Here is a 15,522-nt window from a genome sequence, read left to right as displayed (position 1 = left end):
TATAATTTTGTTAAAACATATGTAGCGGTATAGTATAATTATATTAATAATTTATGTAAAATTATTAATATTGCTTTTTAAGGGTATTTTTATATATTCTTATTAGACCTCTTCCCAAACCAACTTATAGAGAGGAATTTAACGGAGACACGGGACACAGCACCACAGCATATATAGAAATACGTGAAGATGCGAGTACCGAATCGACGTATAAATTATCTCTAGAAACGACGCTTGGGAAGAGGTCTATTGAAAATTACTATATTTAAAAATGCATAGATTAGCTAAAATAATTAGTAATGCAGGAGTTTGTTCTAGGCGTGATGCTGAAAAGCTGATAGTTGAAGGACAGGTAAAAGTAGACGGCATTACAATTTTATCACCAACTACAAATGTTGATATTAGTAATCAAATTGAAGTATCAGGCACATTAATCAATAATATACATAAACCAAGGCTTTGGATTTATTACAAACCTGTTGGTTTAATTACCACTCATAAAGATCCTTTATCTCGTAAAACAGTGTTTGAACAGCTAACCGGTTTACCTCGTGTTATTTCAATAGGTAGGCTGGATTTAAATAGCGAAGGTTTATTATTACTAACTAATAGCGGTGATTTAGCTCGTCAGTTTGAGCTCCCCTCAAGTAGGTTAAAGCGAGTATATCATGTTAGGGCGTATGGGAAGTCTGATATTCTACTAAAAAGCAATTATAAAAATTTAGAAATTGACGGGATATTTTATAACCCTCATTCGATAAAATTACTTAAGCAAAATAAAACTAATTGTTGGTTTGAAGTAGTTTTATTTGAAGGAAAAAATCGTGAAATTAGAAGAATATTCGAGTATTGTGGACTAAAAGTTAACAAATTAATTAGGATTCAATATGGTAGTTTTACAATAGATAATCTAAAACCCGGAGATTATAAAGAAATAAATAATAAAATACTGGAAAATAATTAGTAATGTATTATTATTAATACATTTTAACTAATCATATAGAATACATATGACAAATCTTAATATATATAAATGTGCAGAAAAAGACCTAAACGATTACCTTGGTTATATAAAAGATACCCCTAGTGTCTCGCTAAATGATTTTATCAAAAATAAATATTTCGCTGAAGATAATGATAACATTATCATTACTAGTTTAGCAAATATGGAAATTAACGCAGATTTAACCAATGCTAATTTCCAAGGTACAATACTAACAGATGCCGTATTTAATAATTGTGACTTAACAAATACCATATTATGTGATTCAGATTTAACAAATGTAAAATTTAATGATTGTACATTTATCGGTACCGACTTTAGAGGAGCAAATCTTCATTATACAGATTTTAATTATAAAGATTATGATAACTATAAAATCCCCAATCTCAAAGATAAAATACGAGATATAAAACTATCTTTTTCAGATCTTGAAAGATTAAATCAATATATAGATAAAGATTTAGAAAAAGAACATATCAAAGAAATAGTTATAGATGAAGCTACAAAAACAAAGAAATATATTTTGGCTGGAGAAGACGAAAAAACTTTATGGGACATCAAATCAAAAGAACTAAAAACTAAGCAAGAAGAATTAGAAACTCTAAAGCAAAATTTAGATAATCCTGGGATTGCTAACAATTTTTTAAATGCTTTTTGGAATAGTGCAGAAACTATTGCTAGAAACCGACAAAACGCACTAGAAAAAATCAACAAGTTACAGCATGAAGTAAACAAATTAGAAACTGAAGTATATGCTTTAGATAATCTTAGAATGTTCTGCGGTAAGGGTTTAGATGGTATTTTTGAGCAGTTAAAAGACGAAGAAATACAAATAACACTAGACCCATCATATATTATAGGTTCGACTGCCACAGAACGAGATATACCGAAAGAATATATAAAATTAACTTCTGTCGAATTTGATCTATATTTAGCTGAAGCAGCAAAACAATCCAATACAAAATTATCTCTTACCGAATTTGTTAGAAAGCAAAAAAATCTTTCAGAAGATTTAAATATAGTGCCTGATCTTTCAGCGATTAATTTATCAGGTAAAACTCTTACTAATCTTAACCTGAAGAATACATTATTTGCTTCAGCCAACTTAGAGAATGTCAAAATCTCAAATTGTAATTTAGATTTTACTAATTTTGAAGGAGCTAATTTACAAAATGCCGTTTTTCAAAATGTTACGGCTCGTAACGCAGGATTTCTTTTTGCTGATCTTAAAAAGAGCAAAATTGAAAATAGTGATATGTCGAGAGCTTACATGCCTAAAGTAGATTTATCTGAAGTAGAGGTAACAAATAGCAAATTTAATGCGGTTATGATGGTTAATGCCGATGCCGAAAAGTTAATTATTAAAGATTCAGAATGGACAAATTCTAATCTTACCGGTATATCGCTTGCCTATGCAGATATGCAAAGAGTTCAAATGCAGGGGGTAGTTTTAAATAATGCACTTCTAGATCAAGCAAATATCGTTTCTACTAATCTTGAAAATGTTTTTATGAATAAAACACATGCATTAGAAGCAAAATTTAAAGAGCAATGTAACATGCAAGGCCTAACTGCAAGAAATGCCTATTTTAGCGATGCTGAATTTGAAAATATACTATCTTTAAAAGAAGCTGACTTAAGAGAAGCTATAATGCAGCGTGTTAAACTGAAGAACGCTGATTTAACAAAAGCACAGCTTGATAAAGCAAATCTTGAATATGCCGATCTTACAAACGCTACGCTTACTAATGCAACTGCACAATTTGCTAAGTTAAGTAATGCTACTTTAGAAAAAGCAGAAGCCGAGGGATTAAATATTTCGGATGCTATTGCTAAAAATATTAATGCTAAGGAAGCTAACTTTAAAAATGCAATTATGCAGCGTGCCGATCTTACTAAAGCCAATTTCACTAAAGCAGTGTTGGAAAATGCCGATATGCAAGCAGTGGAAGCAGCCGAGGCTATATTTAAAGAAGCAAATCTAAAACAAGCAAATCTAAAAGCAGCAAATCTAGCTGGAATTAATAAAGAAGGAGCAGATTTTGATAAAGCAAAAATCAACGATGCTACAAAGATGCATGATACTAAAGGTGAGGCTAAAGGGAATTTAGATCATCAAGATAAAGACGGTAAAACAACATCTGTCAATGTTAACGAACATGCTAAATTACAAGATAAAATTCATGCAAGAGAGAAAAGCGGTTGGTTTCTGAAAACCGGAGTAGGACAGCTTTGTACAAAACTTGCTAAAAGTACTACATCAGGAATTAGCCGCGTAACAAATTTTTTAGCAAGTAAAAAATTTTTAGTAGGATTTGCCGTAGTAGCCGGTCTTACAGTAGCAGCTGCACCTTTCGTAGCAATGCCTGTGTTATTGGTCACCGGCATGGCCCTTACTACTAAAGCTGTCATTCTAGGAGCAGGTATTTTGGCCGGAGGGCTAGTCGCTACCGGAACTTATAAACTCACTCAAAAACCTTTACGCAATCTTCAGAAGTCATTTGAAAACTTAACTAGTAGTATAGATAAATATATCTCACCGCCTCCTAAAAATATTGATGAATTAGTAACAGCAAAACAACAAGCAAGACAAAAAGCTGAGACAGAAAAATCTAAAGAAAGGGAAGAAAATTTAAATAATGTAAATAATAATATTGATAAAGCGAAAGAACAAGATCTTTTAAAACAAACACAAAATAATTTAAACCAGGCAACGCCAAAAGTAGAAATCAAAGAAAAGAAAGATAAAACTGTAGAACAACAACAAGCAAAATCTAATACATTCGCAGCAAAATTTAAGCCTAACACTAAAGGCAAAGGATTTGCCAAAAAAATAAAAGACGAAAAAAAATCACGCTCAATAAAAGAAGTATATAACTAAATAAGTGTTAAAAATAATATCCGGTAAATATAGAAACCAAATTATACCTACCGCTAAAAATATCAAATATCGACCTTCCACCGGTAAGCTCAAAGAGGCAATATTTAGTATATTAACCTCCGGTGAGTTTATCGGTAATAAATTATTTAACGAAAATACTCACATTCTCGATTTATTTGCCGGTAGCGGTAGCCTTGCTTTTGAGAGCCTATCAAGAGGAGCAGGTTTTGCTACCTTAATTGATATTGATACATCCTCATTAAAAATAGCAGAAGGGTTTGCTAAATCTCTAAACATTGAAAATAATGTTAATTTCGTTAATATTAATGCTTTAAATCTACCGAAAGCTACTAGACATCTTTTTAAACCAGCTTATAGAGAGGGATCTAAAGGAGACACGGAACACAGCACCGCAGCGTACACACTAGTACGTGAGGATGCGAGTACCGGATCGACGTCTAAATTACCTCTAGAAGCGAAGTTTGGGAAGATGTCTAATAAATCATTTGATCTTGTCTTTATAGACCCCCCTTATCATAAAAATATAGTGCCTAAAGTAATGAAACTGCTGATAAAAAATAATTGGCTCAAAGACGGTGCTATTATAGTTATTGAGATGGCTAAAACAGATGATTATATTTTAGATGAAAATATTGAAATTATATGTGAAAAACTATATGGTAAGAGTAAGCTGTTGGTTTTGAGCTTTACCGTCATTCCCGCGAATGCGGGAATCCAGTAACACATATAAAATATAAAAACTTGTTTTTATATTTTTATTTTATTAATAGTATGTAATTTTGTACCTGTATTAAGGTTATTTTTTCTGGATTCCCGCTTTCGTGGGAATGACATAGAACCGCGTAACAAGACATTAAAAAACAAACATGACCAAAAAACATTACATATGTTCTAACTGTGGAAATATTAGTCCTAAATGGTCAGGGCAGTGCTTTGATTGCGGTGTATGGGGTAGTATTGTCGAAGAGATAATAAGTACAAATCAAGCAATTGTTAAAGTCGGTAGTAAGCAAGACTTCGATAAGCTTTCAGGGCATGTAACCGAGCAGTTACGCATCCCTACCCCTATAGGTGAATTCAATAGAGTACTAGGCGGCGGTTTAGTGCTTGGTTCTGCTATATTAATAGGAGGAGACCCTGGTATAGGCAAATCTACTTTGTTACTACAGCTAGCAGCAAGTAACTTTGCACCAAAGATGAATTGCTTATATATAACAGGCGAAGAATCGTTAGACCAAATAAAATTAAGGGCCATAAGGCTAAACCTCACTAACTATAATACTGATATTTTAGCAGCTACTAATTTGGAAGATATTATTGCGAGTATAGAAGCTAATAAAAATAATATTGATTTAATAGTGATTGATTCTATTCAAACAATTACCACAAAAGAATTATCATCGCCTCCAGGCACTGTTTCGCAAATTCGTACATGTGCAAATGAGCTTGTCAATTATGCTAAGCAAAACAATATAATTATTTTATTAAGCTGTCACGTCACTAAAGACGGACAACTAGCAGGTCCTAAGATACTTGAACATTTAGTTGATACCGTGCTATATTTTGAGGGAGATCATAATAATCATTTCCGTATTTTACGCTCATATAAAAATCGTTTTGGCGGTGTGGGTGAAATAGGAGTATTTGAGATGAGCGGCAGCGGGCTTATTGAAGTAACAAACCCGTCTGAACTATTTTTAATGCAGCGAGAACAGAACGTTATAGGTACGTCTATTTTTGCAGGAATCGAAGGTTCAAGACCGTTACTTATGGAAGTACAAGCCCTTATAGTACCCTCAAATATGGTAACTCCTAGACGCTCTGCGGTGGGCTGGGATGCTAATAGGTTATCAATGATACTTGCCGTGCTTAGTAGTAGGATAGGACTGAATCTTGCTAATTATGAGGTATATTTAAGCATTGCGGGGGGACTTAAAATTGCCGATCCTGCTTCTGATTTAGCAGTAACAGCGAGCTTAATATCTGCTGCAACCGGCAACCCTGTACCCGAACATAGCGTCTTTTTCGGCGAAATAAGCTTATCGGGTGAAATAAGAAAAACCGCAAAAGCAGAAACAAGAATAAAAGAAGCCGTAAAACTTGGATTTAATAAGATTATCTGCTCTAAATTTGAAAATTTAACGTATGACTTCATATCTTCCGTCTCACATTTAAAGGACCTAAAAGAGATAATTAAATGAGTATAGTTTATGAAATAAGAAATTTGGAAGAAGCACGTAATTTTTTATCTAGTGTAGAAGAACAGCTGATATTAACAAATCATGCCTCTAGCGTAAAATATTACGGTATGCTAGCAATTGATTACATGTTTAAAACTCTAAGTAAAGAATTTCCGGAAAAAGTTTTAGATCTTACCGTAAATGTAGGAGAGGATCACGCCGCTTTATTTACTGCAATCAAACTAGGGTATAAGAATATATCATATACAGGAAATTCTGAGGAAGCTAGGGGGTTGTTGTACGGATATCAAACCGTCATTGCGAGCGACTGAAAGGAGCACGGCAATCCAGAAAATAATTAAAAAAATGCTAAAAATTAGCATTTTTAACTGGATTGCTTCGTCAATTACTCCGTAATTTTCCTTGCAATGACGAAAATTTAATAAAAAACCATGAATATCAAAGACATAGGAGTAATAATTGCTAAAAAACCTTTGAAAGAAAATACATTTATTATTACGGTTTTTACTAAAAATCATGGTTTATATTCGGGAGTTGTAAAAGAATTTTCTAAAAAAAGTAAATTTATATACCAAGAAGGGAATATTATAGATTTTCTTTGGCAGGCAAGATTACATGAACATATTGGCATGGCTAAATGTGAACTCATTAAATCTTACACCGGTTATTTTATCACAAATAAAGCTAAATTATATGCCTTTAATTCCGTTATATCTTTAATCAAAGAGTTATTTCATGAAAGAGAAGAACATTCTAAATTTTTTTCATTTCTAATTAACTATTTAGATAATTTATCAAAGAATTTTTGTTTTCGTGATTATATTAATTTTGAGCTAGCTTTACTTGCCGAGACGGGTTATAAGCTTGATCTTACCAAGTGCGGCGTGAGCCATGTTACAACTGATTTAATCTATGTATCACCTAAATCAGCTAGAGCATTATCATATGAAGTAGGAAAACCTTATAAAGATAAATTATTGATGTTACCAAGATTTTTACTTTCAGATAATAGTGAGATTACATTAGAAGAAAAACGGCAAGCTTTAGCTCTAACAAACTATTTTTTTAATAGATATTTATTTCATAATAATAGACAGGTTGAAGCACGCCAAACTTTTATTGAATATACTTTAAATAATTTTTAGAGACTATATTTTTACTTTTATTTTTCTTATTTTATGATATACTTACTTAAGTAATTACTTAAATAAGTATGTAATATGACTAGACTAAGCATAGATATACCAAACGAATTACATCATTTTCTTAAAGTTCACACTGCACATAAAAATGATACTATTATGAATTTTGTAAGAGAAGCGATATATCATAAAATAGCACAGGAAAAAGTATTAAATGCAGAATCAATAAAAATATTAGAAGAATCAGCAAAAGGTTTAAATATTAATAAATATTCTGCGTATAAAGAAATGTATAAAAAGCTTAATTTAATATGATTCTGCAAACCTCTACTATTTTATTCCATGTCATTCTTGCTTTCGCAGGAATGACATAAGGGCTTTTCAAAAATTTCCCGGTACACTATCTATATACATACCGGTACACATAGTGACTTATTCAAATAATAATCTATGAAAATACTAGCATTTGACACAGCCAATAATACTGCATCGGTAGCAATATCTGAAAATGAGAATATCCTTGCATGTATAGAAGAATTACGTCCTTCTATGCAAGCAGAAAATCTAATGCCGATGATAGAAGACGTGATGAAATCAGCTAAATGTTCATATGATGATTTAGATTATTTAGCGGTAACTAACGGACCCGGTAGCTTTACCGGCATTAGAATAGGACTTGCTAGTGCTAAAGGTATATTATTTTCCAAGGAGAATATTAAAGCAGTAGCGGTTAGCAATTTTGAATATGCTTATTTTAGAGCCATAACTCAAGTTACAGATTATGATAAAATATATGTCTTTTTAAACGCTTATCGCTCACAGCTTTATATGCAAGTTTTTCATAAATCAGGACAAATAGAAGAGCCGTTATTGATAGATTTCGAGTATGCTATACAACTGCTTACAAATGAGAAAGGGAATATAGTTTGTTGCGGTAGCGGACTTGAATTCATATACCACCAAATTATGCATTTGCCGAATATAATAACTTTGCCACGTTTTGCACGAGTTAAAGCTTGGGTTACCTGTAGATATATTGCTAGTAGATTGTCGAGCGATGTAAAATTAAATAGCTCTATCGAGCCACTATACATACGCCCTCCTGATGCTAAAATCGCAATCAATTATGCCATTCCTAGTGAAAAGTAGGAATCCATTTACTGGATTTCTATAATCAACGAAATGACATAAGAGCTTTATTATAAGTATACTACATCATCTTCATAATTAAAGACTCCAAAATTATAAGATAATTTCATAGTAAAATCACTATTAGAGTGTTCTACTTGATTGTCTGATACTTTTATTTCATCTTCATAATCAAAGAATCCGGAATCACTATCAGATACTGCACCTGATTCTTGCTTTACACACTTCTTGTCGTGTATTAAGGCTATTATTTGCCCAACTAATGATTTCGATAAATCATGATTATCCGAGTCAATAATATCAATGATTCTTAATAAACTTTCATCTGAGGCGTGCGAAATTATTGGTGCTAGCTTATCATTTGAAATATGACTCATGATTCTTACTAAATTTTTATTTGGAATAATATCAAAATTTTCTGCAAGCTTTTCTTCTCCTGCTAAAATAATTATATTTTCAAGCTGTTCATCAGAAATATCCTCATCTGATAATTTTTTTAGTTCCTGCTCGGTAAGCTTTTCTAAAGAAAGGGTAGTATCCATATATGTATTTAATTTATCTACTGGAATAAATTGCATTAATTTTTCAAAATGCTCCGGCAAAATATACTGAACTAATTTTTGTGCTTGTTCATCGGAAATATTATTCATTAATTCTACCAATTTTTTATATGTTATCTTTTCAAAAACTTCATCTAATGCATTTTCAGACGTGTTTAAAATTGCTTCTACTAACTCATTATCAGGCAGAGTTTCTAGTTGATCTAAGAGATTAAATGTTTCTTCAGCGTTATTATTTAAATAAGAAAAAACTTTATTACTCACAAAATTAAAAGTTTCAGCAACTTTAGAAGAAAGAATACTAGATGTATTTTTTATAAAATTAAAACTCTTTACTCCGGAATCATAAACAGTTTTTAATGATGAACTAAATGTACTGAAAAAACCTTTACTTTTAGGTGTGTTAGTTACTTTTTCACTACCATCAAGCTTATTTAAAAGATCTGTAAATCTGATTTGAGCGATGCCTAGAGTATCTGGCTGACCTTTTACTGCTTCTTGGAAGATTATTTTAGAATTTAAAAAAGGATATTTAGCTTGAGCTTCTACTATTTTTTTATTACATCTTGCACTTTTTTCGTCATACTGCTTAATTGAATTATCTAACGCTGCTAAAAAATCAGTATTTTCTTCTTGCTTAGTAGGAGAAGTTATAAACTCAAATTCATCGTTAGCAAGATAGGAGGCTGACTTTGGAGAGGTATTATTTGGGATTAAATTTTGTAACTTATTAAAAATTAATGTTATGGCCATAATTTTTCCTCATTTCTGATTATAATAATCAACACTGCATTATAATAGAAATTATGAGAAGGTCAAGATAAAGGCTAATATTAACTTTTTATTATATTTTACTTAAAATTGATTAATTTATCAAAAAGGGATATTCTACTAAATGTCATGCCCGCGAAAGCAGGGCATTGTTGCGTGGTTCTAACGTTTCGTCATTGCGAGGAAATTACGAAGTAATTGACGAAGCAATCTCAGGAGTTTGTTATTATTTCATGAGATTGCCATGCAGTCTACAACTACTCGCAATGACGATTTAGTAGTATCCATGCAACAACGCCGCAGTACTTGTATGATAATGTAGCCAATTTTTGAAGTTCAACGAGTATATTATAATTGTCTTTGTTCTTGAATTAGCTCAAAAACTTCAACTGTGTCTCCTCCTCTAATATCTTGGTAATTTTCAAATGCTATACCACACTCATATCCTTCTCTAACTTCTTTAACTTCATCTTTTAAGCGTTTTAAAGTTTTGAGTTTTCCTTCATGAATGACTACATTATCACGTAATAAGCGTACGCCCGCTCCTTTCTTAATAATCCCTTTAGTTACATAACTACCTGCGATTTTGCCAACTTTGGTAATATTAAATATTTGTCTAATTTCTGCGCTTCCGATATACTGCTCTCTAACGATCGGATCAAGCATACCGCTCATAATGGCTTTTATATCATCAATTAAATGATATATTATACTATAATATCGAATATCGACTTTTTCTTTTTCTGCGGCAGTTAAGGCATTTGCCCCTGCTCTAACGTTAAAGCCGACAATAATAGCCGAAGAAGCATGTGCAAGAGATACATCGGATTCCGTTATCGGACCTACGCCGCTATGAAGTATACGAAGCTTTATCTCATCACTCGGTAATTTTAATAAGCTACCTGAAATAGCTTCAACCGAGCCTTGAACATCACCTTTAATAATTAAAGGTAATTCCTTAATTTTACTATTACCGGAAGCTTTTAAAAACAAATCTTCTAAACTTGAACGCGGTGTAATAGATATTTTTTTTTCTTTAGCAAGACGCATTCTATATTCGGCTATATCTTTTGCTTGTTTCTCATTTTGTACTACGTTAAATTTATCACCGGCAAAAGGCACTTCATTTAACCCCTGAATTTCTACAGGAACAGACGGAGTTGCTTCTACTATTTCTAGTCCCTTATCATTAGTCATCTTTTTAACTTTACCGTAAGCAGTACCAGCTATTATAATATCACTGTTTCTTAAAGTACCTCGCTGCACTAATATAGTGGTTAGCGTTCCTCTTCCTTGTTCAATTTTTGACTCGATTACAACACCGGCAGCTGAACCGAAAGGATTTGCCTTTAAATCCTGCATTTCTGCAATTAATAAAATTGCTTCTTCAAGTTTATCTAAGTTAATTTTCTTTAGTGCCGAGATAGGAATAATTATAACGTCACCACCTGCCTCTTCGCCGATAATTTCATGGACATATAATTCGTTCTTTACACGCTCAATATCAATATCAGGCTTATCAATCTTATTAATAGCTACAATTATAGGAACGCCCGCTGCTTTCGCATGATTAATTGCCTCAACCGTTTGCGTTTTGATTCCATCATCTGCTGCGACCACTATAATAACTATATCCGTTACTTTAGCACCTCTTGACCGCATTTCCGAAAAAGCTTCATGCCCCGGAGTATCAATAAAAGTAATTGCTCTACCATCTGCAAGAGTTACTCTATAAGCCCCAATATGTTGTGTAATTCCGCCTAGCTCACCTGCAGCAATATCTGTAGACTTAAGAGAGTCAAGCAATGAGGTTTTACCATGATCGACATGACCCATTACCGTCACAACCGGAGCACGCGTTCTTAAATCCTCAACCTTATCATCACTAATTAAAACATTTTCAACATCTGACTCTTGGACTCTTTTTACCGTATGCCCTAAATTTGTTGCAACTAGTTCTGCCGTATCGCCATCTATTGTTTGGCTAGCATTTGCAAGAATACCGAGTTTCATTAATTCTTTAATTACATCAGCCACTCTTTCAGACATAGCATTTGCAAGATCGCCGACTCCGATAGCTTCCGGGATCGTTACTTCTCTATATACTTTCTCAGGTGCTTGTGATACTAATTTACGCTTTTCTTTTTCTCTAGCTCTTTTTATAGACGCAAGACTTCTAGTTCTACCGCTGCCGCTTTCGTCATCGCTAAGCATATTGAAAAGATCGGCTTTTTTGAATTTTTTTGGCTCTTCTAGCTTAATTTTTGGTGCTATTATTTTACTCTCTGCTGTTTTATCTAATTTTTTCTCTGATTCTATACCGTAACGTGTTCGCATTCCTACTAAAGGAGACTTTACAAAAGTTTCTTCTTTCTTTTTAGGTATTTGTGACGGTATATCTTCATCATCTTGAACGATTTTAGCACTAACTTCTACTTTATTTTCTTCGGTATTTTGCTGTTTTTGTTCAACTTCTTTATCAGTTTCTAGCGGTTCTATTTTTGAGTTAGCAGACTGATTAATACTTGCAAGTTTGCTTAAAGTGCTTATTTTTGAAGGGTCATTTAATTGAGATTGCTCAGCAGCTTTTTTAAGAATAGATAAACGTCTGTTAAATTCTTCTTTATTAGCATCAATAACAGTTTGATCTAAACTATTCCTTTCTTTATTTAATGAAAGGGTAGTAGCACTACCGGTAGAGCTTTTTCTAACTTCTACTAGCGTTTTAGATTTAGCATTAACAAAGCTTTGAGCTCCTGTAAGAGAGTCAAAAGACTTATTAAGCGATAATTTTGAATTGCCAAGTGTCAACTTTTTGGGTTTGATTTCCTGGTTATCCGTCATATTTAAAACCTTTGTGTTTCTATTTTTTTCCGTCTACTACTTGATTATGTCATTCCTAACTAAAAACGGCGTTGCTCGCATGGCTCGTTTATGTCATTCCCGCGAAAGCGGGAATCCACTAAAATTTATAAAAAAACTTATTTTTATAGGTTTATTTTTCAAGGACGCCCTAATTACTAAGCTATTTATTCTGGATGCCTGCTTTCGCAGGAATGACATACACCCTACATTCAACCCACTAACTATCCTTCAATGCACCATGCTGTCTAGCAGTTTTAATCAGCAATTTAATATTTTCGTCCGTTATATTAGAATTTGGAGCTAAATTTTTAAATTCATTTACACTCATCTCTCCTAAATCTTCTATGGTCTTTATACCATATTCGGCAAATTGTAATATTAATTCAAGCGATAATTCTAATATATCTATTAATTCTTGCTCAACTCCTAGATCCTCTAGCTTTTTGATAATCTTTTCATTCTTAAGGTCGACGTAATTAATAGCCCGATTTTTAATCTCTACGGCAAGTTCTTCCTCAAAGCCTTCAATTCTTGTTAAAGTACTAATCTCACTACTAGCAATTTGTTCTACTGAATTAAATCCCGTTACCGATAAAAGCTGACCTATAACTTCTTCAACATCTAAAGCTTCCATAAATAATGCCGTAGAAGTTAAGAACTCTTCATTTCTTCTTTTTGATTCTTGCTCTTCGGTCATTATATCGATATTCCAACCTGTAAGCTGAGAAGCTAAACGAACATTCTGCCCTCTTCTACCTATTGCAATACTTTGATTTTCTTGCGAAACTACTACTTCTACCTTATGCCTATCCTCATCAATCAAAATTTTTGTGATTTCCCCAGGTGCAAGCGGTGCAAGAGCATTAACTATAAACTGTGCAAGATCATTACTCCATAATACTATATCAATTTTCTCTCCGTTTAATTCATTTGTTACGGCTTTTACTCTATTACCTCTAATACCTACGCATGAGCCTACGGGATCTATACTACTATCCGAAGCAAATACCGCTATTTTTGCTTTTGAACCAGGATCACGTGCTACTGATTTTATTTGAATAATAGATTCAAGAATTTCAGGTACTTCTAGCTTAAATAGTTTAATTAGCATCTGGTTATCTACTCTAGACAAGAAAATCTGCGGTCCTTTTGTTTCTTGCCTTACATCCTGTACATATGCTTTTATACGATCATTAGGTTTAAAATTCTCACCCTTAATTAATTGATCTTTTTTTATTATTGCTTCAGCACGACTCAGGTCAACTATTATATCACCGTATTCTATTCTCTTAACTATCCCATTTATAATTTCGCCTTTTCTATCTTTAAAGTCATGATATTGTTTTTCACGTTCAGCTTCTATAACACGTTGAGTTATAACTTGTTTTGCAGCTTGAGCCGATACTCTAGCATGATCAATCGGCGGTAAATATTCATATATCTCATCACCGATTTTAGCTTCCGGATTCTTTATTAAAGCTTCTTCAAGTGAGATTTGCGTTAAGTAATCTTCTACATCTTCTACTATTTTTAAGATCCTTAAAAGATTTATCTCACCGGTTTTCCTATTTATCTGAGCTTTAATATTATATTCATTACCGTATTTTTTTCGTCCTGCTGCTTGTACCGCTTGTTCAACAGTTGAAATCAAAATTTCTTTTGATATTCCTTTCTCACGAGCTACAGAATCTATAATTTGTAAAATTTCTACATTACCTATATTAGACATACATTATCTCTTATTGCTTTAGCAATTTTTTAAATACTTCTTCAGTTAAAACTAGATTAGCATTTTTAATTAAATCATAATCAATTAGTACTTCTTGTTCTTCACATTTTAAATATATTTTATTATTTTCAGCTTTAATTATTTTACCCTGATAACGAGTTTTGCCATTCAATAATTCTTTAAGTGTGATTTTAACTTCTCTTTCTAAAAATCTATTATAATTTTCAAACTTTACTAACGGACGTTCAAGACCGCTTGATGCTACCTCTAAAGAATATGCAGCTTCTATTAAATCTTCAACATCTAGAATAGCGGAGATAGTCCTACTTGCTTTAGTACAATCTTCCACAGATATTTTTTCGCTGTTTAAGCTATCAATCAATATCTCGACTACTTTAGGGTTAACACCTTTAAACTTCACAAGAACTAACTCAAACCCCATATCTGTCAAGGATTCTTCTATTACGTTTGCTATTTGTTGTTCAATAGTTTGCATATTTGATATTTATAACAAAAAAGGTGGGATAAACCCACCTATCTATAATTTTTATAATGCTTATCCGTAACGAAAATACACTAATTAGAATATATAAGCAATATTTAACTTTATATTTTTGTAAAACTACATATTCATAAAGGGGCAAATACTCGATAATCCCTCTGGTCTGCTTAGAGATGGATCATAGTCTCCTCCTGATGAACAAAATGCTTCTACATGAATCTGAGTATACACATAACCCCCATTTTCGCTTCTAATATATGCTGCACATGATCGTTAAAAGAATGAGGACCACAAATTTCATCAGTTTCACCTTTTAAAAGGCCTAATAAAAATTCTTCAGCTATTCTACCGGTATGATAATGTATATTATCGTTCTCATTAATATTATTATAACTATCTTGAGTATAAAATTTATAGTGAATTTCAGTATCGCATATTGCTGCCATATCAGTTAATTTTTTTACAGCTGCATCTAATTGAAATGTATCACTGTTTTTATTTCTAGTAGAGTGAATAATGTGCATAACGGCGGAAAGCTTAACATTTTCTTCATTTGGTATACTATTAATTCTAGAAATAGAATGGCTTGCTCCCGACCCGCCGCTGATAAGAACGAGATCTTTATTGTTTTCTATATCTCAATATATGAAGGGTGTACTTTTACCAGATGATTTTCAGAATCAAATAGATAATTTGTT

13 protein-coding genes are annotated in these 15,522 nt (G+C 32.5%); 8 read left to right on the top strand and 5 right to left on the bottom strand.

The annotated features are described in order from the left end of the window. Positions 1-271: 271 nt before the first annotated feature. The 8 genes from RSIB_RS00385 (at position 272) to tsaB (ending at position 8,397) form a co-directional block, all read left to right on the top strand. Positions 272-964: a pseudouridine synthase gene (locus tag RSIB_RS00385; protein ID WP_004998185.1), complete on the top strand. Its 693-nt coding sequence runs from the start codon at positions 272-274 to the stop codon at positions 962-964. Positions 965-1,010: 46 nt separating this feature from the next. Continuing rightward, positions 1,011-3,884: a pentapeptide repeat-containing protein gene (locus RSIB_RS00390; protein WP_004998183.1), complete on the top strand. Its 2,874-nt coding sequence runs from the start codon at positions 1,011-1,013 to the stop codon at positions 3,882-3,884. A 4-nt stretch (positions 3,885-3,888) separates the two neighbouring features. Beyond that, the gene (locus RSIB_RS00395; protein ID WP_004998182.1) at positions 3,889-4,626 is read left to right on the top strand and encodes an RsmD family RNA methyltransferase; all 738 of its coding nucleotides are present in this window, start codon (positions 3,889-3,891) and stop codon (positions 4,624-4,626) included. 145 nt (positions 4,627-4,771) lie between these two features. Beyond that, positions 4,772-6,106: a DNA repair protein RadA gene (gene radA, locus RSIB_RS00400; protein WP_004998181.1), complete on the top strand. Its 1,335-nt coding sequence runs from the start codon at positions 4,772-4,774 to the stop codon at positions 6,104-6,106. Then, positions 6,103-6,417 (top strand): hypothetical protein, encoded by a 315-nt coding sequence (locus RSIB_RS00405; RefSeq protein WP_004998178.1) that lies wholly within the window; start codon positions 6,103-6,105, stop codon positions 6,415-6,417. The genes radA and RSIB_RS00405 overlap by 4 nt, the downstream gene beginning before the upstream one ends. 120 nt (positions 6,418-6,537) lie before the next feature. Continuing rightward, positions 6,538-7,251 carry a DNA repair protein RecO gene (gene recO, locus RSIB_RS00410; protein ID WP_004998176.1) on the top strand — a complete coding sequence of 238 codons (714 nt, stop codon included), beginning with the start codon at positions 6,538-6,540 and terminating at the stop codon, positions 7,249-7,251. Between the two features lie 75 nt (positions 7,252-7,326). Continuing rightward, entirely contained in the window at positions 7,327-7,563 is a 237-nt protein-coding gene (locus RSIB_RS00415; protein ID WP_004998173.1) for a hypothetical protein, read from the top strand. Positions 7,564-7,698: 135 nt separating this feature from the next. Beyond that, the gene (gene tsaB / locus RSIB_RS00420) at positions 7,699-8,397 is read left to right on the top strand and encodes a tRNA (adenosine(37)-N6)-threonylcarbamoyltransferase complex dimerization subunit type 1 TsaB (RefSeq protein ID WP_004998172.1); all 699 of its coding nucleotides are present in this window, start codon (positions 7,699-7,701) and stop codon (positions 8,395-8,397) included. A gap of 50 nt (positions 8,398-8,447) precedes the next feature. Here tsaB and RSIB_RS00425 read toward each other — a convergent pair whose 3' ends face one another. The 5 genes from RSIB_RS00425 to RSIB_RS00445 all read right to left on the bottom strand — a co-directional run bounded on the left by RSIB_RS00425 (position 8,448) and on the right by RSIB_RS00445 (position 15,348). Then, positions 8,448-9,710 carry a hypothetical protein gene (locus RSIB_RS00425; protein ID WP_004998171.1) on the bottom strand — a complete coding sequence of 421 codons (1,263 nt, stop codon included), beginning with the start codon at positions 9,708-9,710 and terminating at the stop codon, positions 8,448-8,450. A gap of 366 nt (positions 9,711-10,076) precedes the next feature. Further along, positions 10,077-12,572 (bottom strand): translation initiation factor IF-2, encoded by a 2,496-nt coding sequence (gene infB / locus RSIB_RS00430; protein ID WP_004998170.1) that lies wholly within the window; start codon positions 12,570-12,572, stop codon positions 10,077-10,079. A gap of 238 nt (positions 12,573-12,810) precedes the next feature. Further along, the gene (nusA, locus tag RSIB_RS00435; protein WP_004998169.1) at positions 12,811-14,322 is read right to left on the bottom strand and encodes a transcription termination factor NusA; all 1,512 of its coding nucleotides are present in this window, start codon (positions 14,320-14,322) and stop codon (positions 12,811-12,813) included. A 10-nt stretch (positions 14,323-14,332) separates the two neighbouring features. Next, the gene (gene rimP / locus RSIB_RS00440) at positions 14,333-14,818 is read right to left on the bottom strand and encodes a ribosome maturation factor RimP (RefSeq protein WP_004998168.1); all 486 of its coding nucleotides are present in this window, start codon (positions 14,816-14,818) and stop codon (positions 14,333-14,335) included. 215 nt (positions 14,819-15,033) lie between these two features. After that, the gene (locus tag RSIB_RS00445) at positions 15,034-15,348 is read right to left on the bottom strand and encodes a ferredoxin reductase domain-containing protein (RefSeq protein ID WP_004998166.1); all 315 of its coding nucleotides are present in this window, start codon (positions 15,346-15,348) and stop codon (positions 15,034-15,036) included. Positions 15,349-15,522 lie beyond the last annotated feature (174 nt).

This window comes from Rickettsia sibirica 246, assembly GCF_000166935.1.
Taxonomy (GTDB): domain Bacteria; phylum Pseudomonadota; class Alphaproteobacteria; order Rickettsiales; family Rickettsiaceae; genus Rickettsia; species Rickettsia rickettsii.
Note: the sequence above shows the minus strand (reverse complement) of the source record. Positions and strands in the feature narration are given on the sequence as shown.

Bases quoted from the DNA above. Each gene is read 5' to 3' on its own strand.
- RSIB_RS00385 (WP_004998185.1), top strand. From the start codon at position 272: ATGCATAGATTAGCTAAAATAATTAGTAATGCAGGAGTTTGTTCTAGG.
- RSIB_RS00390 (WP_004998183.1), top strand. From the start codon at position 1,011: ATGACAAATCTTAATATATATAAATGTGCAGAAAAAGACCTAAACGAT.
- radA (WP_004998181.1), top strand. From the start codon at position 4,772: ATGACCAAAAAACATTACATATGTTCTAACTGTGGAAATATTAGTCCT.
- RSIB_RS00405 (WP_004998178.1), top strand. From the start codon at position 6,103: ATGAGTATAGTTTATGAAATAAGAAATTTGGAAGAAGCACGTAATTTT.
- recO (WP_004998176.1), top strand. From the start codon at position 6,538: ATGAATATCAAAGACATAGGAGTAATAATTGCTAAAAAACCTTTGAAA.
- RSIB_RS00415 (WP_004998173.1), top strand. From the start codon at position 7,327: ATGACTAGACTAAGCATAGATATACCAAACGAATTACATCATTTTCTT.
- tsaB (WP_004998172.1), top strand. From the start codon at position 7,699: ATGAAAATACTAGCATTTGACACAGCCAATAATACTGCATCGGTAGCA.
- RSIB_RS00425 (WP_004998171.1), bottom strand. From the start codon at position 9,710: ATGGCCATAACATTAATTTTTAATAAGTTACAAAATTTAATCCCAAAT.
- infB (WP_004998170.1), bottom strand. From the start codon at position 12,572: ATGACGGATAACCAGGAAATCAAACCCAAAAAGTTGACACTTGGCAAT.
- nusA (WP_004998169.1), bottom strand. From the start codon at position 14,322: ATGTCTAATATAGGTAATGTAGAAATTTTACAAATTATAGATTCTGTA.
- rimP (WP_004998168.1), bottom strand. From the start codon at position 14,818: ATGCAAACTATTGAACAACAAATAGCAAACGTAATAGAAGAATCCTTG.
- RSIB_RS00445 (WP_004998166.1), bottom strand. From the start codon at position 15,348: ATGCACATTATTCACTCTACTAGAAATAAAAACAGTGATACATTTCAA.